Origin of the sequence: Marivita sp. S0852, assembly GCF_046591575.1 — a bacterium.
Classification (GTDB): domain Bacteria; phylum Pseudomonadota; class Alphaproteobacteria; order Rhodobacterales; family Rhodobacteraceae; genus Marivita.
In genome coordinates, this window is record NZ_JBIQWA010000004.1 from 521,302 (window position 1) to 543,399 (window position 22,098).

Genomic DNA, 22,098 nt, shown 5'->3' on the forward strand with positions numbered 1-22,098 from the left:
GGGCGACCGTTTAGAGATTCATGGCGATCCGTGACGCAGCACTGGCAGAAGCGCTTTTGCTATCCCCGCGCTCAAAGGTCGACACCCTGTTTTCAACCTTCGCCGCGTCCATCGCAGCGCTGTAATGCGCTTCATATGCCGACAGCATACGCTCTGCCGACAGGCGGAACCGCGCGTCCCGAGCAACTGCCAACCGGTCCTTGGATAGCGCCTGCGCGATGGCCCCAGTGAGGGCCTGCGTATCGCCCGCCGCCGCCAATGCGCCGCCGGTCTCGCCGATCACCTCGCGCACTCCGCCCTTGTCGAACGCGGCAACGGGGGTTCCGCACATCATCGCTTCTGCCGCGACAAGGCCAAAAGGTTCATCCCACAGCGGCGTGAACACAAATACAGACGCGGCACTGACAACTGATGCCAGATCATCGCTGGACACGTGACCGCCATAGCGGATGTTCTGCGACAAAAGCGGGCGCAGTTCGTCTTTGAAATAATCCTCATGTTCGATCACGCCGAAAATCGTCAGCGGAATCCCCGCCATCCGGGCCGCGTGCGCGGCCATATGCGGAGCTTTGTTCGGTGTGATCCGCCCAGCCCAGACCGCCTCTCCATTGCCTCGCTGCGACACCGGCCAGCGCGACGTATCGATCCCGTTGGGCACAACACACGCGCGGTGCGTCATGCCATCGGGCCAATAGCTTTGCAGCAGATGATCCGAACAGGCCGTATAGCGTATCCAGGGCGCATCCGCATAATGAACCGCGCGTTGCAGCGCACCGAACGGCGGAACATGCAGTGACGTGATCATGGGGATGCCGACGCTGTGGGCGTGGCGCGGCGGAAAGCGGTGCAGCGAGTTGTTGTGCACCACGTCAAAGCCTGCAAGTTCGGGCAAACAATCTTCAAACGCCGCATCAAGATGCGCATTAAGCGCGTCGGTGCCGTGAAAATCATGCCACGGATATACGGCATCGTAATGCTCCGGCACCAGGGGGCGCAGGGCCACATCGACGACACTGTCACCCGACGCAAAGAGCGTCACATCATGGCCACGATCCGCTAGCCCATGCACAAGCTGATGCGCATGTGCCTCCATCCCGCCGCGAAACGGCTCTGCGATGGGGTGTCGGATATGTGCGAGAACGGCAATGCGCAGCGGGCGCATGGGGTTACTCTGCTGCCCATGAGGCATCCTGGCCGCGCTTGCGATCTGCAATCCGCCAGTCGCCGTGTTCCAGCGTGTCCAACGTGCGTCGCGTCGTGGCGAACGGCTCATCCGATTGCTGGGCGCATAACGCGAAATCCCTGTCATCGGGCAGACGCACAACCTGCAAGCCGTCTTCGGTGTCGTCGATCAGCCCCATAAGACGGAACGCGCGCAGCCAGTGTTCCATCGTACGATGCCCCCATTTATCGGCAAACACCTCTGCATTGCGCAAAACCGAATGAATATGGTGCACCGGCGGCATCGCATGCGGGTGGTACTGATGATAGACCTTGGCCCCTTTGGCCCACCAGATCGGGATCGCTCTGGCATCAAGCGTGCGGCCAAAATCGGTGTCCTCACCGCCATAGCCCACATACCGCGTGTCGAACCCACCCGAAGCGCGCCAATCGTCTTTCGAGATTGCAAAGTTGAGCGACCAGAAACACCGGTAATCGTTGCACCGCCGAAGCCCGTGTGGCGGCGGGCCTTGCCTGTCCGGATGCCTTTGCCCGACGCGGTCGAATGCGTCGAAATTCATCCCGCCTGACGTGGCCCCTTTGGGAAGATACGCAACCTCTCCCATTATCAGACCTGTTTGGCCCGACAGATGATCTATGCAATCGGCAACGAAATCCGGGTGTGGGATGCAGTCGACATCCACAAACAGCATGTGATCCCCCTGCGCCGTGTCAGCGACGCAATTGCGCGCTGCGGCAAGTGGCAGGGCATCGCCAGGTACGCGGACCTGCAAGATCGGGAACGGCGCATTGGGCAGATCGGCATAAGGGTCCTGATCCATCACGCCAATGATCAATTCGTCAGGCAGGTATGTCTGTTTACAAAACCCTTTGATCACATTCTCCAGATGCGCCTGGCGGCCTTTGCCGATAGTCAGGGCGGAAACCGTTGGGGTGTTCATGACAACTCTCCTGTTCTGGAATGAAAGGGACGGTCGGCCTGATCGCCCCAAAACCGGGCGATACGGGATTCAAGCCATTCAGCGGCCTTGGTCGCGGCATCGGGATCGTAAAGCGCTTTCGCGCACGCTCGTTCGTGCGTGTCCAAAGTTTCAGCCAGCGCCTCTCGCCAGGCCTGAGCGGATGATGGCGCATGGCGGCGCACAGTGGCCGCGTTTGCCCGCGCAAGGGCCTTGGCCTTTTCGACCTGTTCATCGAAATAGCGCCACTCGGGAATGGTCAGCCATGGCACCCCTGCGGCCAGAACCTGATGACAGGTTGTATTGCCCGTGGACGAGATCACGATATCCGCCGCAGCAATCCAGGCTTCGGGGTTATTGACCCAGCCCTGATGCACCAGGTTCGGCGGTTCGGTCGCATGCCAGTCGCGCGCAATATTGCCGATCGTGGCCCAGCGCATACCTGGAAACGTGCGTGCGCCAACGGCAATGGGGGCTTGTGATAGGCCGGATGGATCGCCACTCGTAACCACCACGGCCAGCTTTTCCGAAGCGTCAATCCCCAGACTGCCCCGCGCGGTCTGGCGCGAGGGCATGTCGGCAACCACGCCCAACCCTCCGGCAAAGAACGTCTGATTGAGCTGGCGCTTGGGCCAATCCGGCTGCGCTAGCGCCTGATCGAACGGCGCAAGCATTCCAATCGCCGCATCATAGGCCGCCTGGTGGCCCGGATCATCGCGCTGGCCGTGCTGGCGGACCATGATATGCGGCACCGAACAGATGCGCGCGAACAGGGCCAGTTCGGCGCTCACATCGCTGATAAAAACCGCCGGGTCCGCGGCGTCGAACCAGTGCGCCAACCGCGCGGTTGCGGCCCTGATCCCGGGCCACCCGACCGGCGCGCAGTGCAAGACATCCGGCGTCGCCACGCCATCCATTTCACAGGCTTCGTCGCCCGTCGGCTCAAACAGCGACGGCAGGGCAACCACCTCAACCCCAGGACGCAAAGCCGGGAACGCAGCGGGCCGCGCGCAAAACAGCGTCACCGGGCGCCATTCGGGCAACGCGTTGGCCAAGTCCGACGCGCGTTCGATATGCCCCCGGCCCTGATGATGCACAAAAATCCCAATCGGGCGCGGCCCGGTTTGTCGTGACTGATCAAACATCCGCCTACTCCGCCGCCACCAATGCGTCCGCAGATGCGTCCAGCGCACGGCGCACACAATCAAGTGTTCCGGCGGCAAACCGCTCCGAACTGCGTAGAATGTGCCGGCCTTTCAACCCGTCCAGCTCGGGCAGCGCATTGGCTGGTAAGACCGCACACCCTGCGGCTTGCAGCATATCGGCATCATTGCCGCTATCCCCGCACGCGATGCAATCTCGCGCGCTCAGCCGATGTTGCGCCGCCACATGCGCCATCGCCGCAGCTTTCCCAGCCCTGACGGGCAGGATATCCAGAAAGCGCCCATGCGAATGGATAACGCGCACCGCCAGACCAACGGTTTGCAACATATCCCTGATCTTGCCAGCGGTTGCCGCATCCGCAAAATACGACAGTTTCCAACGGCGCTGATCATGCGCTGGCTGCGGTGTCACGCCAAGCGCATTAACCAGAAAGCGGATACGCTCCGGCTGCCAATCCTGGCTCATCGCTTCGACATGATCGTGATCCAACGCATAGGCGCTTTGGCCGCTATGGTGCCAGATTTCTGAACCAACCGACGCGATGATCGTATCCGGCTCTGGCAACCGCCATTCGGCCAACACGCGGCGCGCCTCGGATATCGACCGACCGGTGGCCACGGTAAAACCAACGTCACGCCGATGCGCAAGGAAGTGCACCAGATCGGTTGCTGCCTGTCGATCCCCGGTCAGCGTACCGTCAATGTCCGACACGATCAGCCGACGCAGCGGTCGCGTCACAGCGGCAGGCCGCCTGAGATCGCGGTACACCCGCACCGACCGATCCGCCCATCGCGCCCAGCTGAACAAACGCTCCGCACGTTGGGCCGCTTGGGTCGTCCGCGCCGACCGATCCGGGTCGCGCAACAGATCAAGACAGGCCGCCGCGATGTCGTTCGGTTTTTGCGGGTCAATCACCCGGCCATAGCCGATGTCTTCCAGAATTCCCGGCGGACCGCCATAACAGGTTGCCACCACCGGGCATCCGGCCTGCGCGGCCTCGACCACGGTCAGGCCAAAAGGCTCGGTCACGGCAGGATTAACAAACACGCCACTCTGCGCCGCCAGCGCATAAAGCGCGCGCACGTCGCGGGCGGTATGCGACGCAGGCAAAGCAACCTGTCCCGTCAGACCGTGTCGCGCAATCCGTGCGCGCAGATCGGTCAGCACTTGCGCCGCCTCTGACTCTCCTCGGGACAGGCCCGCATGCTGGCCCGCAAGGATAACCAGATTTGCCGCCGCGCGCAGATCCGCATCAGCCGCATATGCCTCGACAAGCGCGGCCAGGTTTTTCTTCCACACAGGCCGCGCGATGGCGAGAAGGATGGGTTTTTCTGGCCGGGTCAACCGAGGTGCGATCAACGCCCGTGCGCCATCTGTCCCCACGTCGGATAGCAATGTCACTCCGGGGCTGATCCGCCGCACCCGACCGGCGGCAGAGGCATCGCCCGCCACGATCTGACGCTCGGCCTCGTCCCGCGACGACGCGATAATCGCCCCGGCACCCCGGATCGCATCACATTCGCGCGCCACACGTGCCGGATCGGCATTGCCCGACTTCTCCATCGCCAAAGAATGTGACGAGAACACCCAGGGAATGCCAAAAGTACGTTCCGCAGCGCGCGCCAGCGTTGCAGCATCGCTGAAATGCGCATGTATGACATCAGGCTTGGGTCCGGCTCGCAAGTGCTCAAGGAAAGCCATGATCAGCGATGGCAGGTCCGCAACCAGATCATCCTTCTCAAGATAGCCGCGCCGCCGCGACCAGATCCGCGATATCGTGCCGTTCGGGTGAAACGCCTCACGCTCTTGCGCGTGAATGCGCCCAAGGCCAGCATCGTCAAAAGCGCGTGTCACAATTTCGACATGCGCGACATCGGCACGCTCTGCCTGCGCGCGCGCGGCCCCCATGACATAGGCGATATGCCCGCCCGTATCTTCGGTTACGCCGTAATCAATGTCGCCGCCATGCAGGCACCCACCAAGGGCCACATGCATAATGCGCAGGCCATTCTGCCTGACTATTCCGGTCCGCATCACGACACTTACTCTGCCGCGATCGCGGTTTGGCGGTCCGCCCTGCACAGCTTGAAATACGCGTTCGAGGCATTCAGTAGACCCGACTTGCTACCGCAATCGAACCGGGTTTCGGCGATCGGAAACGCGTGCAGCCCGCCCATCGCGTCAATCGCATCGGTCAGTTGAATTTCATCACCCGCACCCGGCGCGGTTTCTTGCAGCTGGTCAAAAATCGCAGGCGTCAGAACATACCGCCCGACAGCCGCAAGACGCGACGGGGCGTTTTCCGGATCGGGCTTTTCCACAATTCCACGGGCGGGATGTGTCGCGCCTCCAGTCTTCTGGCAATCGAAGATCCCGTATTTGCTGGTCTGATCCGCAGCAACCTTCATTGCCCCGACAAGGTTGGTGCAGCCCGCCACACCATAGGCCTGCCCCATGTCGCGCAGACACCGGCCGCTGAACAGCACATCATCTGGCAGGATCACACCAACCGGACCGTCAAGAATGTCCTCTGCGCCGCATAGAACCGCATGGCCCAGCCCTTTCGGGGCGTCCTGATACACCACGCGCACATCCACCTTGTCAGGCAGTTGCATCGCGCGCAACGCGTCCGCTTCGGTGGTTTTACCACGCCGCATCAGTTCTTCGATGGCGGCCAGATCATCGCGCAGAAAATCCTCGATCGCGGATTTCTCGGGGTGCGAGACCAGCACAATCCGTTCCGCCCCTGCTGCAACCGCCTCTTGCAATGCGAAGTGCAAAAGCGGCGTATCGTAGACAGGCAAAAGCTCTTTTGGCATCGACTTAGTGGCGGGCAGCATACGGGTGCCTTGTCCGGCAACCGGCAAAATGACAGAGCGAAGCGGCATGATCGTGCATCCTTTGAAAACCGGAGATGCAAGCCCAACGGCCCGACGCGCAATCGGGTTCCCTGCAGTGCCCGTCGCACGAAAATATCACGGAGAGATCAGCGGATTGCAGCCACTTGCAGGGTCAAGCAAAGCCGCCGTGCCCTCGCGCACAGCGCGGAACACATGCCGGACTGACACATCAATCGGCATGGGGCCGTTAGGTCGCAAACTCTCTGCCGCGTAGCCCAGCGTCAATGCCACAGGCGGCAGCGGATGGTCAGGCCACGGCGCATAGTTCGCAGTGCCGTCGCGCAGATCCGAGACCGGCACCGGCACAGTCTCAAGATCAAGAAACCGCATCGCGGCCGACAGAGTTCTTTGCGGATCGGCACACAGATCCTCGTAGCGCAGAACAAGCGCGCAATGCAGATATGTCAGATCGGTCAACACGATCTCATGCGCCGCCTGCCAATGATCCATCAGACGGCCTGCCCCGGCATCCGACCATTTGGCCGTGGCCTGTGATACCGCCGCAGGATGTCGTGTGATCACGATGAAATGCGCCATCGGAAAAAGCTGCTGATAGAGCCGCATACGCAACAGGTTGACCGGTGACTTCTCAAGCCGCCACAGCGTAGCTTTGGCAAACCAAGGGGACCAGTCCTGCCTGATCCTGTTTGCCACTTCATTGGTGTTCCAGGGGCTGTGTTCGGTCAGATGCTGATCCGGATCAAACGCAAACGCGCCCGGAACACCGCACCGAGCGGTGTGCGGAATGGCCCCTTGCAAATAGGCCCCTTCATCCTCGGGCACATAGGGGCAGGTTAGCGGCGCAATGTCGGGATGCGCGCCCAGAAGACGCGCCAAAAGCGTCGTGCCAGACCGATGCAAGCCGGCGATAAAGCAATAGCGCGGAGTGTTTGTGCGCCGGGTGGACTGATCTGTAATGACATGCTGCATCCGGGGTAACCCGATGAAACCGGATCGGGTTCCGCCAAAACGCCGTTATGGCATCCCCAAGGCGCCGCGTTTAACGGTTGAAACGGGCCGTAAATCTTAGACCATCAGGCAGGAATTCAATCGAGACCTCCGCATTCAGATCGCGGGTCAGAACCTTTTCCAGAACAAGACTGCCAAACCCCTTGCGCTCGGGTGTGGTGTCGATTGGCGGTCCGCCGACCTCTTTCCACGTCAGGGTCACATGGGTGCTGCCATCCGCGTTGGGTGTCATCTCGGTTACGATCCGCACCCGGCCCTCGGCCTCCGAAAGGGCACCGTATTTGGCGGCATTCGTTGCCAGTTCGTGCAACGCCATACCCAAGGACACCGCCTCGCTGGATGTCAGGTTCAGGCCCGGTCCGTGGCGGTCATACCGCATCTCACCGACGCGGGCGTAGGGGGCAAGTTCGGCCTCAACGATCTGATCCAGCGTGACATCCGTCCAATCCGCCTTGGTCAAAAGATCATGGGTGCGCGCAATGGCACGGATACGGCGCATCAGGCGCTCTTGGTATTCCTCGGCACTGTCGCCGGGTTTGAGAAGCAGCTTTGAAATGGCGTTGATCGTCGCCAGTGTGTTCTTCACACGGTGCTGCAATTCCCCCATCAACAGTGTCTGACGCTCGGCCTGGGCGGCAAGTTCCTGCATCATGCGCGATTCCTTCGTGACCTCGCGCACGCACACCCCAACGGCATAGACCTCGCCATCGACCCGGACAGGATAGAAATCCCCGATGAAATGGCGCAGCTCATCCCCGGTTTCGGGCAATGTCGTGTTGATCTCGACATCAAGACGCGGCGTTCCGGTGCGGAACACCTCTTCGTAAAGCGGCAGTACCTCTTCGGCGACCTCGGGAATGACATCGGGGATGGTCTTGCCGTCGTAATCCTCGATCGGTTTGCCATCAATCGCCGCCAGCGTCGTGTTGATCCGCAGGTACTCAAACGACCGGCCAATCAGCGCCAGCCCCACAGGCGTGGTGTCGTACAAGTTTTCGAGTTCCGCATATTGCTTGGCCAGATCCTGACGGTTCCGTTCAAGCGTATCCTCATAGCGTTTGCGGTTCGTGATATCGACAAGGGCAAGCGCGTAGCCGTCGATCACGTTCTCGACCGTTCGGTAGGGTTTCATTCGCAGCAGATAGGTTTCGCCGGTGGCGTCAATCTGCACTTCACGCTCCAAACCGCGCAGGCTTTCGTCCACGGTGCGGGCGTCTTCCATCAGGCCGGGATAATCCATCTTCGACGACAGGTCCGAAATCGGACGGCCAATGTCGCGCGGGCGAATGCCGAACAGCTGTGTCGTGGCAGGCGTGAAATTGCGCACACAGAAATTGCGATCCAGGAACAAAACCGCCACATCGGTGCTTTCAAATAGGTTCTTTAGATCACTGTTCGCCCGCGTCAGAAGCCCGTTGTTTTCCTGCAGCTCTGCATTGACCGTCTCAAGCTCTTCGTTGATGGATTGCAGTTCTTCGCGGCTTGTCTCCAACTCCTCGTTCGAGCTTTGCAGCTCTTCGTTCATCGACAGCAGTTCTTCGTTCGAGCTTTTGAGCTCTTGCGCAGACCCTTCGAATTCCTGCAAGGCCGAGGACAGTTGCCGCCGCAGGTTGAAATTCTCGATCTCCAGCATGTCCTGATCAGACGCATCGCGCTTTGCGATGGCGTCGCTTGCGGTGCCCGGTTCGACATGCCGCACCAGATTGAGCGACAGCAGGTACAGCCCGTCATCCTGCCGGGTGCGGCCGACGCTAATATCCACAAACATCGGCGTGCCTGCATCGTCGATCAGGATGTTTTCGAACTTCACGATCTCGCCCGTCTCTTTCGCTTCGCGCATGGCGTTGCGCACCGGCAAACGCAGTTCGCGTTTAAGATAGGCATCAATGTTGCTGGACGGCACACCATGTTCGGGGGCCACGAAATCGGTCATGCGGGTCGATAGATACACAATATCACCGCTGGCTGTGATCAGCGCAAAGGGCGCGGCAAAGCGGCTGAGGAATTCATGCTCGGCCACCGCTTCGCGCGCTTTTTCCGACTGCGCAGACGAGACCGACATCATGGCATCCCGCGTCACGCTATGTTCAAGCGGGCGCGGACGCGGCACCGGATCTGTGAGCGCCGAATAGCGCGTGCCGGTATTGTTGTTGCGCGCGAAAATGCGGTGCGTCTTGTCAACCACGCTGAACAAATCGTCCTCGCCCGAAATACCCTCGGACGGGCCCAGGAACAGATGCCCCCCGTCGCGTAAGGCAAAATGCATGCGCGGAATGACACGCTTTTGCAGGTCCGACGACAAATAGATCATCAGATTGCGGCACGAAATCAGGTCAAGCCGCGAAAACGGCGGGTCCTGAACAAGATTGTGCGGCGCGAATACGCAGGTTTCCCGCAACGTCGGTTTTGCGCGGTAGTGGCCCGCGTCGACCGAAAAGAACCGGTCCCGCCGTTTTTCGCCCATGACCTCGACCGCAGCGGGCGAAAAGACCCCGGCCCGCGCCGCGATTAGGGCTGGCACATCAATATCTGTGCCAAAAACCTGCAGGTTCTGGCGTGTGCCTGCGGCTTCGATCTCTTCAAGAAACAGCATCGCGATGGAATAGGCTTCCTCTCCCGAGGAACAGCCCGGCACCCACACACGAATGTTGCTCTGATCGCGCGTGACCAACGGGCGCACGACCTTTTTGCGCAGCGCCTCGAACGCTGCGGGATCGCGGAAGAACTGGGTCACGCCGATCAGAAATTCCTGCGCCAAAAGCTCGGCCTGCGAAGGGTCGGCGCGCAAGGTTTCCAGAAACTGCTCAACCTTGCCGATCCGCATCAGATTCATGCGCCGTTCGATCCGCCGGACAAGCGTTCCAGGCTTGTATTCCGAGAAATCATTGCCCGACGCGTCTGCCAAAAGCGCGGTGATCTCGCTCAGGTTTTTCTCGACCGTGTGCCGCAAGGCCTCTTGCGCCTCATCGCCCATCAGACGGCGACGGTGATGCATGATTTCGGTCAGGCGTCCTGGGATTTGCCCCGCAGGCAGCACCATATCGACGAGCCCTGTGGCCTTGGCGCTGTCCGGCATGCCGGGGAACCGCGCGCCGCCGCTGTCTTGCACCAGCGCATAGCCCCCCTGCGCTTTGACGGTCTTCAACCCTTCGGTGCCATCGCTGCCCGTCCCGGACAGGACGACACAATAGGCGTCCCTGCCCTTCACCTCGGCCAGCGATGTGAAAAACAGGTCGATAGGCCGGAACACAGCACGGGTCTTGTTTCGCTGGTCCAGCTTGAAATGATCATCCGTCAGGCGCAGCGTCACACCCGGCGGCACGATATACACGTGATCGGGTTTCGCCTCTTCCCCGTCGGTGATCTGCGTCACCGGGATCGCGCAATCGGGTTGCAGAAGCTGATCCATGATCGACTGCTGATCCGGGGAAAGATGCTGCACGATCACATAGCATGCACCGCTTTGTTTCGGGATTGCCCGAACAAACGCATGCAGCGCTTCCAGCCCACCAGCAGAGGCACCAATGCCCACGATGGGTGTGTCGTTTGAAATGTCGCGAGGAGTCATGGGCCGCAGGTCCGTAAAGGCAGGGAGCGGCGTGGCACCAAAGGCGCTTCAGAAGATCCGAGCAGATAGAGTGTCAACCAAGACTGACACACCCCCAGTGACGTGTCACGATAAATTTACGCCTGTCATACATATTTTCAACCGGCCGTTGGTGATCGGAGTCCGGCGTAGGTCTCTTCAATTTTATCTGGGAACCGGAAAGACATGGCGGGTGTTCTATCAGCAATGAAACCTGTCCCGCTTGCATATTTCCTGCGGGCTTGATCGCTTAGGAGGTTGCTGAGATGAGCACATTTAAACACGGGTCGATATCCAAGATCGAAACCACGGCCCCCAATTTGCACGCATTCCGGATCACTGGCCATGTCGATGACGACGATCTTGAGGCAATGGCCGAGTACATGAACAAGGTGTTCGACACGACCGAAGACAAGGTCGACATGCTGATCGACATGGGCGGCATGACCGGGCGCGACATGGACGCGATGTTTGACGGGGACGTGATGAAAGCGCATATGCGGTCGTGGTCCAAGGTCCGGCGCTATGCCGTGATCGCAGCCCCAGACCGGGCCGGCAAGATGATTGAATGGTCCGACAAGGTGATCCCGGTCGAAGCCCGCGCCTTTGATGCAAGCGAAGCAGATAATGCCTGGGCCTTTGTCGGCGCACGCCCGACATCTGATGCAACCACATCCACGCCAGCCTGATCTTTCCAACCTACCCCAAGGAGCGTTTCACCATGGCGACAAAACCCGATCCCGAAGACATTTCGACCGACTATCCTGGTTCGAAAAATCACCATTCGCTGAAGTCCGACGCGGGCAAGCACGGCGATCCCACCCATGCGGACACCGACGGGTCTCCGCCGGAAGATGTGGCTGCGGCTATTGATGACGCCGATGCAGATACCGCCCTTGCCCAAAAGCTGAAAACCGCGATCGAGGAAGACCCGAACGAACGCGGCTGATGGCGTGACACACAAGCGGCGGTCCGGGCGCGAGTGTCACGTGCAATCCAGCCAAGACCGCTGCTTGCGCCCCACGAATTGGAGGCACCCGTGCCAAAAACTCCAGATGACGCAAATGGGCAAGGAAACCATGAGCCGCGCATTTACGCCGAACACAAACGCAATCGTGCGCTGCTGATCGGAATGGCAATCGGTGCCATAGGATTTCTATGCGTCTTGCTGTTCTTCGAAGGACGGATCATCGCAATCCTTCCTTGACGCTCCAATGGGGTTTTGCTGGCCCTATGTGTCAGCAACAAAGCACCACACATTCCGATATCCGACGGCCCGGATCGAATTGGTGTTTGATCCATTTGTCTAAAGTAGAACGCGCAAAGAGGGAAACATGGCTGCGCCAAAGATCTTACTATTGGAAGATGAAGCAATCATCGCCATGGACATGGAATTGACCCTTGAAGCACGGGGATACGCCGTTCTTGGGCCGTGTCGGTCACTGTCAGAGGCGCGCAAGGTTTTAAAGACAAACCGACCTGATCTTGCGCTTCTTGATGTAAACCTTGGTCGCGATGAACACAGCCTTCCCGTCGCACTCGAATTGCAGGAAATGGGTGTGCCGATCGTGTTCCTGACCGGCTATTCTCCAGAAATTATGGACATGCCTGACCCCCTTAAATCTGCAAAACGTCTGGCGAAACCCGTCAACGAACAAGACTTGATGCAAACACTTGAGCAGATTTTGTCCACCTCGGCAAAATAACACGAATTCATCGTACCAAACAGTTTCCGGGCCTGCACATCTGAACCTTCGGCCCTGCGTGAATTCGGGCTGACACAGTGAACCGATGTCAAGCGACGGTCACGATGATATGCGCAATACCGCTCATTCAAGGCGACATCATCCATTCGGGTCAAATCAAGGGTCGAATCTGTTACGATCCGCAAAGAAGGCAATAAAGTGGCGTGGAACGCGCCATGCGGTACGCTTGTCCCGGTTCCAATCGCTCTCTGCCTCACAGGGGAGGACATATCATGCGGCACCAAGTGCATCATGCAGACAGGGTCATCCGCGCGGTCGAGTCCGGGGCCGATGCGGCGCGGTCGCCTTTGGCGGCCTCCTGGCGGCGCTCGATGGAGCATTATGGCCTCGATCCGTCCAATGACAAAACGCCTTATCTGATCGAAACGCACGAGTTGGACCGACGTCGGGAGGAACTCGGCCGGCTACTTGCGCTGGCAACGCCGAAGCTGGATCAGCTCTTCAACCTTGTCGCCGCGTCAGGTTGCGGGGTTCTGTTGACCGATGCGGTCGGGATCGTGCTCGACCTCAGATGCACCGATGCGGATGCCGATACCTTCCGCGATTGGGGGCTGCATCCCGGTGCCGACTGGAGCGAGGCGCGCGAGGGCACGAACGGGATCGGCACCTGCCTGGCCGAAAAGCGCCGGGTGACCATCCACAGGGACGATCATTTCTTCGCGCGCAACACGGCCCTCAGCTGCATGGACGCGCCGATCTTCGGAGCGGATGGGCATATTCTGGCAGCACTCGACGTCTCGTCTGCGCGTGTGGACGAAACCGAGGGGTTCAACCGGTTGCTGTCCGCCGCGGTATCGCAGTCCGCCCAGGCCATCGAAACCTGCCATTTCAGATCGACCTTCCCGAATGCGCGGATCGTCATGGCGGGCCCGGACAGGGCGGATTCGACAGCGCTTCTGGCGGTGAACGAAGACGATCTGGTGATCGGTGCCACCCGCACCGCGCGCCGCATGTTCGGGCTGGAGCCGACCGGACCGATCAAACCCCGACCGACGGTTGACCTGTTCGGGCGAGGCGACGGCCCGACGGGTTTTGAAAAGGCCGAACGGGCAACGGTCATGCGGGCGCTCGCGCGCGCGGATGGCAACGTCTCGAAGGCGGCCCGTCTGCTCGGGATCGGACGCGCCACGCTCTATCGGCAGATGCGCAAACTCGGAATCGAACGGTAAGACCAGCCAACTGTCTCACTGATGAGACAGGACGGCCCAACGGTCCTGCCTGGCTGCATTCCGCCGCCCGATACCTCTGTGACATGCTGGATATCGAACCGGGAGGAGGTTCCGGTTCGTCAAAGGAGGAAAACCATGAACGAGATGAGCAAACCCGAAAGCGTTTACGCCTCACCCTTCCGGGACCGATACGACAATTTCATCGGCGGCAAATTCGTGACACCGGTCGACGGTGCCTATTTCGACAACATCACCCCGATCACCGGGCAGACCCTCTGTCAGGTCGCCAGATCGGGCCGGGCCGATGTCGACCTGGCCCTCGACGCCGCGCATGCCGCAAAGGCGCAATGGGGCGCCACTTCCGCGACGGAGCGGGCGAACACAATTCTCAGGATCGCAGACCGGCTGGAGGAGAATCTCGATCTTCTGGCGCGAGCGGAAACCTGGGACAACGGAAAGCCGATCCGCGAGACGACGGCGGCCGATATCCCGCTCGCCATCGACCATTTCCGCTATTTCGCCGGGGTGCTCAGGGCGCAGGAAGGCACGATGTCCCAGATCGATGCCGATACCGTGGCCTATCATTACCATGAACCGCTCGGCGTGGTCGGCCAGATCATCCCATGGAACTTCTCGATCCTGATGGCGGCTTGGAAGCTCGCCCCGGCCTTGGCGGCTGGCAACTGCGTCGTTCTGAAACCAGCCGAGCAGACCCCGGCGGCGATCCTCGTGCTGGCCGAACTGATCGCAGATCTTCTGCCGGACGGCGTGCTGAACGTGGTCAACGGCTACGGCGGCGAGGTCGGCGCGGCGCTGGCCGAAAGCCCGCGCATCGCCAAGATCGCCTTTACCGGCTCGACCGAGACTGGCCGCAAGATCATGCAGGCGGCGACCAAAAACCTGATCCCGGTCACACTGGAACTTGGCGGCAAGTCGCCCAACGTCTTCTTTTCAGACATCATGGCCGAGGATGACGTCTTCCTCGACAAGGCGGTCGAGGGGTTCGTGCTGTTTGCCTTCAATCAGGGCGAAGTCTGCACCTGCCCCAGCCGTGCCCTGATTCAGGAAGATATCTACGAGGACTTCATCGAACGCTGCATCGCGCGGGTGAAAGCCATCAAGCAAGGCGATCCGCGCGACATGGAAACCATGGTCGGCGCTCAGGCCAGCGAGGAGCAGCGCGACAAGATCATGTCCTACCTCACCATCGGTGTCGAGGAAGGGGCCGAGGTGCTGACGGGCGGCGGTATCGCCGATGTTTCAGGCGACATCTCCGGCGGCTTCTACATCGAGCCGACGATCCTGAAGGGCCACAACAAGATGCGCGTCTTTCAGGAAGAGATCTTCGGCCCAGTCGTGTCGGTCACGACCTTCAAGGACGAGGCCGAGGCTTTGGCGCTGGCCAACGACACCATGTACGGCCTGGGCGCCGGTGTCTGGAGCCGCGACGCCAACCGTTGTTACCGCATGGGCCGGGGGATCGAGGCGGGCCGTGTCTGGGTCAACAACTATCACGCCTATCCCGCCCATGCCGCGTTTGGCGGCTATAAACAATCCGGGATCGGGCGCGAGAACCACAAGATGATGCTCGATCACTATCAGCAGACCAAGAACATGCTGGTCAGCTACAACCCCAACAAGCTTGGCTTTTTCTAAGGAGGAAAAACAATGTCGAAAACAATGAAAGCTGCCGTGGTCCGCGAATTCGGTGCACCTCTCCGGATCGAGGAAGCCCCAATCCCCGAGGTCGAACCCGGCATGATCCAGGTGGCCATTCAAGCCTCGGGCGTCTGCCACACAGACCTGCACGCAGCCGAGGGCGATTGGCCGGTCAAGCCCGAACCGCCCTTCATTCCGGGCCATGAAGGGGTCGGGTTCGTCTCGGCCGTCGGCAAGGGTGTGACCAACGTAAAAGAGGGCGACCGCGTCGGTGTGCCGTGGCTCTATACAGCCTGCGGTCACTGCCGCCATTGCCTGGGCGGTTGGGAAACGCTGTGCGAAAGCCAGCAGAACACCGGATATTCCGTGAACGGCGGCTTCGCGGATTACGTCCTGGCCGATCCCAACTATGTCGGCCATCTGCCGGGCAATATAGACTTCAACGAGATCGCGCCGGTTCTTTGCGCTGGCGTGACCGTCTACAAGGGTCTCAAGATGACGGATGCCCGCCCGGGCGACACCGTCGCCATCTCCGGCATCGGCGGGCTTGGGCATATGGCGGTGCAATACGCCGTCGCCATGGGGTTCGACGTGGTTGCGGTCGATATCGACGATGCCAAGCTCGACCTTGCCCGACGCCTTGGGGCCAAGATCACCGTCAACGCCCGCACGAGCGAGGATCCGGCAGCCGAGGTCAAACGCGAAACCGGCGGCGGCGTTCAGGGCATCCTGGTGACGGCGGTCAGCGAAAAGGCCTTCGAGCAGGCCATTGGCATGGTGGATCGCGGCGGCACGGTTGCCCTGAACGGCCTGCCGCCGGGGGATTTCCCGCTCAACATCTTCGGTATGGTATTGAATGGCGTTACTGTGCGCGGCTCCATCGTGGGCACACGGCTCGATCTCCTGCAATCGCTCGATTTCGCCAGCGACGGCAAGGTGAAAGCCACGATCGAAACGGCCTCGCTGGATGACGTCAACACGATCTTCGATCGGATGAAGGCCGGAAAGATAGAAGGCCGAATGGTCATGGACCTCTCGGCCTGATCTCACTGTCGCAGTCGGCCCGGAGACTGTCCGGGCCGACCATCGCAGCTTTACGACCCACACCACTGTCCGGGCCAAAACCCGCTATGCGGGCGACGCTGGCGTTTACTGAGGCGGCTCGAATATCTGCTCATCGGTCAGCCAGAAAAGGTCGCTCATGTTACCGCTCCGTTTTCCGAGCCGTGAAACACGCAACGCGTTGAAAATCAATGCATCCTGACCCTAGAACCCCGATAAGGCACGGCCCTGCACCTATGCCGGGGCGCGGTGCAGGTCAGCACATGTAGGAGCGGGGCTGGCCATTATTCTTTTTGCCGTGCGCAGGTGATTCACCTTGAAGCTGGCAAGACATGTAATCGCGGCACCATCCGACTGCAGGCATTTTCTGTTGCCCCAGACGTTACCCCAAGCCTCAAACCACCCAAATGCCACTTGGGGTGATTTAAGGTAAGCGCATGATCTTCTTGGTTTGTCGAATGTCGTGCATTTCCGACTCTTCCCGGCGAATTTTCTGAACCTTGTAAGTGGGCCGTGCCAAGCAATTCCGACCCAAATGCCAAGCATTTCCGACCCAACCGGACCTTCGGCATCAAGGCGCCAGAAGGTTCGTTCTGCGCAGGAAGGGAGCATGGTTCCCGGGAGGTCTGCCCTCACGTCTCCTAACGCTCCCGGCCCATTGTCGACATTCAATTTCAGTTTAACGCCGCAGTACAGCTTCTCAAAAGCGGCCATCTGTCGACGAGCAGAAAGTTTTGGGCGGCCGAAGACAATGTCAGCCACTTGTCTCTTGTCTCTATTGTCTCTCTTGTCGCATTTCGCCACGTCGGTACGATTTTCGACGTTCAACGAAAGCAATGTCGCCCTCGTTTCGCACATTGATCAAGGCAGATGGTATCCAGATACGTTTTCCATTTGGTAGGATACGTTCGTGAGCACGACGCAGGTGAGGGATCGGGCTTGCGTGGGCCCCGCCGCGATCTGCTGTGTTTTTTGCAGAACCGAGCGCAGTGAAATACTCAGATGCGTCAACGGCATAATGTGCAGGTATCGCTGTCTTGCCCTGCCGCTTACGTCGTGCGTTTTCAATATTTGGCGCACGTCTTAGGTCGATGCTGCATCCACGGGTGTTTAGCATTGCAATTGCCGGTGGGTAAAGTGATCCAGCGACGCGGTCCTCCTGGCTCCCGTCGCCTCCCGCGACATTTACCGTCGTTCCGGCAGGTGTATGTCGGAACAGAAATTGCTTCATCAAGCGCAGACCTTTGGGCATAGCTATGAAGTCTTTGACAACCACAGAGCCATCAGCTTGAGGCCAGACAACCCCCACAACCGTTATTGGGGAAGTTCTACCGTCTTGTTTGAATGTTGAGATGTCGTAGAGGAAGGCCCATGGGTGCAGTTCAAAGGGCTGGCCAACATGTTCCCTAAGGCCTTCTACTACATCCACAACACGACCGTGCAGGTGCTCTTCATTCACGAAAACGCCCAGTGAAAATATGCGCCCCTCGTCAATGACCCCCTGTGGGATCACACTGCGGCTTGCAAGATCAGACAGTTTTTCAAGAACGCGCTTAAGCTTCATTTTTTAGCTATATCTGTAGCGCCTCGCCGAGGAAATGGGCAAACAGTGAAATTCGGGTTAGGCAGACTCGGCCCAAAGAAGACATCCAAAACCGTCCCGTAATGCTGCAGTTGCCGCCCTCATAAGCTGTCATTCGTTTGGCGGGTCGTGGTCAGACCAACGCTTCGATCTGTTTGGCTTCAACCATCGCACTGATTTCAGTGTAAAGGTCGACGGGCTGTCCTGGCGCGGAAATCGAAATCACCAACGCATAGCGCCCCTTGTCATTGAAACGCTTCTGCCCTGAATGGGTCTTCCACCACCCGGTGACAGGATAGACCGCAATCGCGTCGTGCAACGCGAGGTCAATCGCCTTGCCCCGCCACAGGTCACAGTGGAGCGAACCGGCTTGCACCGCTTTTGGGCCAAGGAGCCAACAATCCTTTTCCGTCTCCGCAGGCGGGGTGCCCTTTTCCTGATGCCCAGAAACGCGCCGTAGGAACTGTTGTTTTGTATCCGAGCGTTTCTTTATGGCAAATCGAAGCCCGAACGAACGGTAAGTCTCGGGGCGGGTTGCGGCGCGGCCAGAAAGATTCGGCTCAATGAAATAGGAAAGAGTGACCTTCATCATGACAATGCCATTTTCAATCTCTTCCAGGGCTGCCTTCGGCCACGGGAGGTCATAAAAGTGCATTTCGTTGAAAACTGGCGGGCCGCCTGCATCACTGGGGGCGAAGGGCTGAATCGGAGCCTGCGCCACAAGCGTCACATCGTTCTGCGCCGAGAACACGGCTCGTTGAAGGTTCGGAACACCATAACCGAACTCACGCAGGGCCTTTTGCTTCTTTCCTTTGCTCCCGCCTTTCCAATGCGCACCGCGCGGACCAATAAAGTGCTTTCGAATCGGCTCGGGCCACGAGGCAGAATCTACAGTCAACGCCCGGTGCGTCTCGGGCCACAGATCAGGCAGGGCAGCCTGCAAGCCACCCACGAAATTCCCCGCCATCCCTGCAGCCGCACTGGTCGCCCAAAATGGCACAAGCGGTTGGTTGAACACATCGGAGCCGGGGGCAAGCAGTGATAAGGACGGTTGCCAAAGGCAGAAATTGAATGCATCAACCGACATGTTGCCAGCTTCGAACAAAACCTCGGGCTTGATCGGCGTCAAATCATTTGCAAGTTCTGTTGAGCCTAGGCTGAAAGGGCTTCGATGATTTGCCGGAACCGCCACACCAAGGCCCGGCGGCGTGACAGGAGGTGTTTCTTTTCGAGTAAACCCACCAATGGTGAGCGAGTTCCAGCTTTGCGATGGGTCTTCTAACGGATGCGTTTGAATTACGTCATCCAGCATTCCGCCGAGCATATTTCCGGCAGCAACCACAACCATGCGCTTAGGGCGTTCTGCGGCTTGGACCCCCGGCTCCTGATCACCGGGCATTGCCCCTGAGGTAATTTGATCTAGAGCTCCACTCCAAGTTGACGGACGGTCGGGTGGGTAGAAACCAGATGAATTTGCGATACAAAAGACCCGCCGCACATTCGGTCGCTCTACCTCGACAAGAGACACGGCACCCTCAGTGACCACACCACGATTGGGCGGTGCAGTATCCGCAAATCCGGGCGGCGGCAGGAGCTTCATTGACTCGACTGCATGGGAAAGCTCCACCTGCCGCATGTCGTTCATTAGGGCCTCTAAGTCCCCATAGAGCGCCAGTCCGGCCAGCGGCGTGCCATGTCCGCCATCTGGATGGTGATCATCGGTCCCCCAAGCCGCATCATAGGCCCAAGCCCCGCGCAGCCCGGGAGCGATCAGCGGGTGCCCACCCGCAACACCAGTGTCCAATGTGCAGACCGCATTTGCGTCCGCAGGCGGCGGGTTAACCCGATTCACAAGATCGGCAACCCAATCCTCCGGTCCGACACCATTGCCCTGCCTGTCGAGGAAAGGCTCAATCGTGGCGGTTGACCTTCGCACTTCCACAAGCGCTCCCAGCACCCTGCCAGCGAAATCCGCTGCCGTGGCCGCCAATCCGTGCACGAAAAGAACGGTCGTATCCGGGAAAAAGAGGCGGTCCTGATGAACCTCAAGGTCTGCATGCTGAGCCGCCGCAGAGACACCTTCGGCTATATTCGCGCCACCGCGCACCCAGAGTTCCCACCAAACGGCATCGGAAGAATCGAAGTCCGCCGGACCAACGAAGAGGGACCGTGCCACTGCGGATTGGATCGTCTCAATCCGCTCAAATCGGTCAAGGTCCTGCCGTGCCTGGTTTCCAGGGTCTTTTCCATACCCCTGAAGCCTGCCCCGCAGAAAAGCGCGGGCGTCATCCGGTACAAAAATGAGGGCGCTTTCCGTTCGGTCGTCTCGCCGATCTGATCGAAGCACCACCACATCTTCCTGCGGAAACTCGAAGTTCTTAGGCAGTTTCACCGCGCCAGAGCGGGCAGATTGCGGCGGCATGGTGCCCACCTCAACAATCTTCCCGGGCTTCAGCCCCTCGACGGGCAAACGGTTGTCGTGCCCCGCCCCAGGTATCTCACCCAACGCGGCAGCCAATTGGTCGAGAAGGTTCTGGGCGTGTGCCGCGTAATCTTCCCGAAGCGGCTTCTTGTCCATCTTTTGCTTCGGGTAGGAATAACCAACCTCGTCCCGGAACACGTCGAACGGGATGTGTACATGCTTACGCGCGTCGAAATCACTTTGATCCGCCATCAGACCCTGCTTCCAATTTTATTGGGTTCACCATTCACGCTCAGCGTGCACGGCTATAGGTTCGCGCCTTTGCGAAACTTCCCCTTAAGGGTCTGGCGATCATGCAGGGCCGAGCGCAGGGAGTCAGCCGAAATCTTTGTCACGCCGTCAATAATTGCGTCCTTCACCACAGAGTCCGTGGCGCGTACAAGCTCGCCCGGGCTCAACCCGGCCAATGCCGGCTCCAATGAGGACCAAGACCTCGCGCTCAACTTGAACTTGCCAAGCCGCTTTTCAATAATCGCCCGCGCCGCTTCGGTTTTGGGCTGCGAATATTCCACCACCTCGTCAAACCGGCGAGCCAAGGCCTCGTCTAGAATTTCAACATGGTTTGTCGCGGCCAGCACAACGCTATCCGTCGAATTCGGTTCTTCCATGAATGCGAGAACCGAATTCAGGACCCGGCGAATTTCGCCAATGTCGTTCGGATCACCTCGGCGAGCGCCTATAGCGTCGAACTCGTCTAGAAGATACACGCCACGCATCTGGGCAATTTGATCGAACAGCATCCGGAGCTTGCCTGCGGTCTCCCCGAAGAACCGGCTGAAAAGGGACTCAAGCCGAACGGTGAACAAGGGCAACCGAAGCTCACCGGCCAACGCCGAGGCCGTCATTGTCTTGCCTGTTCCGGGAGGCCCAACGAGAAGCAAATGGGTTGTGGGCTTCTGACCGAATTGACGCAACGTGGCGCGTTCTTCTTGCTGACGGACCACACGGGCGAGTCGGTTCCGCACATCGTCGGTCAGCACCATGCTGCCCAAGGTAATCTTTGGGAAAGTGCTCTCGACAAGCCCCTGAAGTTCGGCCCGTGGGCGAGCCATCGGAATCGGCGTCTGTACCCCTGTCGGAGCGCCAAGCCGCCGCTGATCGCGCGCCTTCTGCACGACACGCTTTAGCTTCTCCGCGTCATCGGCCCGCCCCTCGCGCGCCTGTTGCGCGGCGATCTGCAAAGCCACTGAAAGGAACTGATCTTCGTCGCCCTCGATGTGCGAATTGAGGAGGGCAAGAATCTGTCGTGTAGTCATCACCTGCTCCTCCTTTCCGAAAAAGCTCATTGCTCCAAGGCCTGCGTCGAAATCAAGATGACGGTTCAGCTTGCGATAGCTTCTACCTCAAACGGAGAATCTGCACCATCGAAAAGGTCGTGGAGCGACTCCAGAACTTGAGAGAGTGGCGATAATGTGTTCAGTGCGGTCGCTTCAATCTCGAATGTCGGAAATAGCTGAACTTCCTCCGATTTTTCGCTCCCGCGGCAAACGGCAGCTTCCCGCCGATTCTGTGGAAAAACTAACGTTTGCGAGCGCAGAAAGTGATGCGCTGAACAGAGCGCGAGCGCCTTTCTGGTCAGGCTTTGCGCGTTTGCTGCGGTGCGGGAAAGATCTTGGCC

At 59.5% G+C, this 22,098-nt stretch carries 19 protein-coding genes; 8 read left to right on the forward strand and 11 right to left on the reverse strand.

Features of this window, described 5'->3' with window-relative positions; all coding sequences use genetic code 11:
* Positions 1-10 precede the first annotated feature (10 nt).
* From ACG74X_RS11685 to ACG74X_RS11715, 7 genes are all read right to left on the reverse strand, one after another.
* The gene (locus ACG74X_RS11685) at positions 11-1,162 is read right to left on the reverse strand and encodes a glycosyltransferase (protein WP_411234953.1); all 1,152 of its coding nucleotides are present in this window, start codon (positions 1,160-1,162) and stop codon (positions 11-13) included.
* Positions 1,163-1,166: 4 nt separating this feature from the next.
* Positions 1,167-2,123, reverse strand: a complete 957-nt coding sequence (locus ACG74X_RS11690) for a glycosyltransferase family 2 protein (RefSeq protein ID WP_411234955.1) — start codon at positions 2,121-2,123, stop codon at positions 1,167-1,169.
* The gene (locus tag ACG74X_RS11695) at positions 2,120-3,286 is read right to left on the reverse strand and encodes a glycosyltransferase (RefSeq protein ID WP_411234957.1); all 1,167 of its coding nucleotides are present in this window, start codon (positions 3,284-3,286) and stop codon (positions 2,120-2,122) included. Before ACG74X_RS11695 ends, ACG74X_RS11690 begins: the two co-directional genes overlap by 4 nt.
* Positions 3,287-3,290: 4 nt before the next feature.
* Positions 3,291-5,339, reverse strand: a complete 2,049-nt coding sequence (locus ACG74X_RS11700; RefSeq protein ID WP_411234958.1) for an HAD-IIB family hydrolase — start codon at positions 5,337-5,339, stop codon at positions 3,291-3,293.
* 8 nt (positions 5,340-5,347) lie between these two features.
* Positions 5,348-6,193: a UTP--glucose-1-phosphate uridylyltransferase gene (locus ACG74X_RS11705; RefSeq protein WP_411234959.1), complete on the reverse strand. Its 846-nt coding sequence runs from the start codon at positions 6,191-6,193 to the stop codon at positions 5,348-5,350.
* An 87-nt stretch (positions 6,194-6,280) separates the two neighbouring features.
* Positions 6,281-7,135, reverse strand: a complete 855-nt coding sequence (locus ACG74X_RS11710) for a sulfotransferase family protein (RefSeq protein WP_411234961.1) — start codon at positions 7,133-7,135, stop codon at positions 6,281-6,283.
* 70 nt (positions 7,136-7,205) lie between these two features.
* Positions 7,206-10,742 carry a chemotaxis protein CheB gene (locus tag ACG74X_RS11715; RefSeq protein WP_411234962.1) on the reverse strand — a complete coding sequence of 1,179 codons (3,537 nt, stop codon included), beginning with the start codon at positions 10,740-10,742 and terminating at the stop codon, positions 7,206-7,208.
* Between the two features lie 284 nt (positions 10,743-11,026).
* Here ACG74X_RS11715 and ACG74X_RS11720 point away from each other — a divergent pair, with 284 nt between their 5' ends.
* The 7 genes from ACG74X_RS11720 (at position 11,027) to adhP (ending at position 16,398) form a co-directional block, all read left to right on the forward strand.
* The gene (locus ACG74X_RS11720; protein ID WP_411234964.1) at positions 11,027-11,449 is read left to right on the forward strand and encodes an STAS/SEC14 domain-containing protein; all 423 of its coding nucleotides are present in this window, start codon (positions 11,027-11,029) and stop codon (positions 11,447-11,449) included.
* A 32-nt stretch (positions 11,450-11,481) separates the two neighbouring features.
* On the forward strand, positions 11,482-11,709 hold the full coding sequence (locus ACG74X_RS11725) for a hypothetical protein (RefSeq protein ID WP_411234966.1): 228 nt from the start codon (positions 11,482-11,484) through the stop codon (positions 11,707-11,709).
* A 90-nt stretch (positions 11,710-11,799) separates the two neighbouring features.
* On the forward strand, positions 11,800-11,967 hold the full coding sequence (locus tag ACG74X_RS11730; protein WP_411234968.1) for a hypothetical protein: 168 nt from the start codon (positions 11,800-11,802) through the stop codon (positions 11,965-11,967).
* A gap of 127 nt (positions 11,968-12,094) precedes the next feature.
* Positions 12,095-12,466: a response regulator gene (locus ACG74X_RS11735; protein WP_411234969.1), complete on the forward strand. Its 372-nt coding sequence runs from the start codon at positions 12,095-12,097 to the stop codon at positions 12,464-12,466.
* A 272-nt stretch (positions 12,467-12,738) separates the two neighbouring features.
* On the forward strand, positions 12,739-13,695 hold the full coding sequence (locus tag ACG74X_RS11740) for a helix-turn-helix domain-containing protein (RefSeq protein ID WP_411234970.1): 957 nt from the start codon (positions 12,739-12,741) through the stop codon (positions 13,693-13,695).
* Between the two features lie 135 nt (positions 13,696-13,830).
* Positions 13,831-15,351, forward strand: a complete 1,521-nt coding sequence (gene adh, locus ACG74X_RS11745; protein WP_411234972.1) for an aldehyde dehydrogenase — start codon at positions 13,831-13,833, stop codon at positions 15,349-15,351.
* Positions 15,352-15,375: 24 nt separating this feature from the next.
* Positions 15,376-16,398 carry an alcohol dehydrogenase AdhP gene (adhP, locus tag ACG74X_RS11750; protein WP_411234974.1) on the forward strand — a complete coding sequence of 341 codons (1,023 nt, stop codon included), beginning with the start codon at positions 15,376-15,378 and terminating at the stop codon, positions 16,396-16,398.
* A 793-nt stretch (positions 16,399-17,191) separates the two neighbouring features.
* Here the strand turns inward: adhP and ACG74X_RS11755 are convergent.
* Positions 17,192-17,980 carry a hypothetical protein gene (locus ACG74X_RS11755; protein WP_411234975.1) on the reverse strand — a complete coding sequence of 263 codons (789 nt, stop codon included), beginning with the start codon at positions 17,978-17,980 and terminating at the stop codon, positions 17,192-17,194.
* Between the two features lie 151 nt (positions 17,981-18,131).
* The gene (locus tag ACG74X_RS11760) at positions 18,132-20,105 is read right to left on the reverse strand and encodes a S8 family peptidase (RefSeq protein ID WP_411235010.1); all 1,974 of its coding nucleotides are present in this window, start codon (positions 20,103-20,105) and stop codon (positions 18,132-18,134) included.
* Between ACG74X_RS11760 and ACG74X_RS11765 the strand changes: the two genes are divergently transcribed.
* Positions 20,037-20,336 carry a hypothetical protein gene (locus ACG74X_RS11765; protein ID WP_411235011.1) on the forward strand — a complete coding sequence of 100 codons (300 nt, stop codon included), beginning with the start codon at positions 20,037-20,039 and terminating at the stop codon, positions 20,334-20,336. The genes ACG74X_RS11760 and ACG74X_RS11765 overlap by 69 nt on opposite strands.
* Positions 20,337-20,725: 389 nt before the next feature.
* Here ACG74X_RS11765 and ACG74X_RS11770 read toward each other — a convergent pair whose 3' ends face one another.
* Entirely contained in the window at positions 20,726-21,766 is a 1,041-nt protein-coding gene (locus tag ACG74X_RS11770; protein ID WP_411234976.1) for an AAA family ATPase, read from the reverse strand.
* A gap of 35 nt (positions 21,767-21,801) precedes the next feature.
* On the reverse strand, positions 21,802-22,098 hold a 297-nt coding region (locus ACG74X_RS11775; RefSeq protein WP_411234978.1), incomplete at its 5' end, for a hypothetical protein.

Excerpts from the sequence above, each read along its gene's own strand:
- ACG74X_RS11685 (WP_411234953.1), bottom strand. The coding sequence starts at position 1,162 with ATGCGCCCGCTGCGCATTGCCGTTCTCGCACATATCCGACACCCCATC.
- ACG74X_RS11690 (WP_411234955.1), bottom strand. The coding sequence starts at position 2,123 with ATGAACACCCCAACGGTTTCCGCCCTGACTATCGGCAAAGGCCGCCAG.
- ACG74X_RS11695 (WP_411234957.1), bottom strand. The coding sequence starts at position 3,286 with ATGTTTGATCAGTCACGACAAACCGGGCCGCGCCCGATTGGGATTTTT.
- ACG74X_RS11700 (WP_411234958.1), bottom strand. The coding sequence starts at position 5,339 with ATGCGGACCGGAATAGTCAGGCAGAATGGCCTGCGCATTATGCATGTG.
- ACG74X_RS11705 (WP_411234959.1), bottom strand. The coding sequence starts at position 6,193 with ATGCCGCTTCGCTCTGTCATTTTGCCGGTTGCCGGACAAGGCACCCGT.
- ACG74X_RS11710 (WP_411234961.1), bottom strand. The coding sequence starts at position 7,135 with ATGCAGCATGTCATTACAGATCAGTCCACCCGGCGCACAAACACTCCG.
- ACG74X_RS11715 (WP_411234962.1), bottom strand. The coding sequence starts at position 10,742 with ATGACTCCTCGCGACATTTCAAACGACACACCCATCGTGGGCATTGGT.
- ACG74X_RS11720 (WP_411234964.1), top strand. The coding sequence starts at position 11,027 with ATGAGCACATTTAAACACGGGTCGATATCCAAGATCGAAACCACGGCC.
- ACG74X_RS11725 (WP_411234966.1), top strand. The coding sequence starts at position 11,482 with ATGGCGACAAAACCCGATCCCGAAGACATTTCGACCGACTATCCTGGT.
- ACG74X_RS11735 (WP_411234969.1), top strand. The coding sequence starts at position 12,095 with ATGGCTGCGCCAAAGATCTTACTATTGGAAGATGAAGCAATCATCGCC.
- ACG74X_RS11740 (WP_411234970.1), top strand. The coding sequence starts at position 12,739 with ATGCGGCACCAAGTGCATCATGCAGACAGGGTCATCCGCGCGGTCGAG.
- adh (WP_411234972.1), top strand. The coding sequence starts at position 13,831 with ATGAACGAGATGAGCAAACCCGAAAGCGTTTACGCCTCACCCTTCCGG.
- adhP (WP_411234974.1), top strand. The coding sequence starts at position 15,376 with ATGAAAGCTGCCGTGGTCCGCGAATTCGGTGCACCTCTCCGGATCGAG.
- ACG74X_RS11755 (WP_411234975.1), bottom strand. The coding sequence starts at position 17,980 with ATGAAGCTTAAGCGCGTTCTTGAAAAACTGTCTGATCTTGCAAGCCGC.
- ACG74X_RS11765 (WP_411235011.1), top strand. The coding sequence starts at position 20,037 with ATGAACCTCAAGGTCTGCATGCTGAGCCGCCGCAGAGACACCTTCGGC.
- ACG74X_RS11770 (WP_411234976.1), bottom strand. The coding sequence starts at position 21,766 with ATGAGCTTTTTCGGAAAGGAGGAGCAGGTGATGACTACACGACAGATT.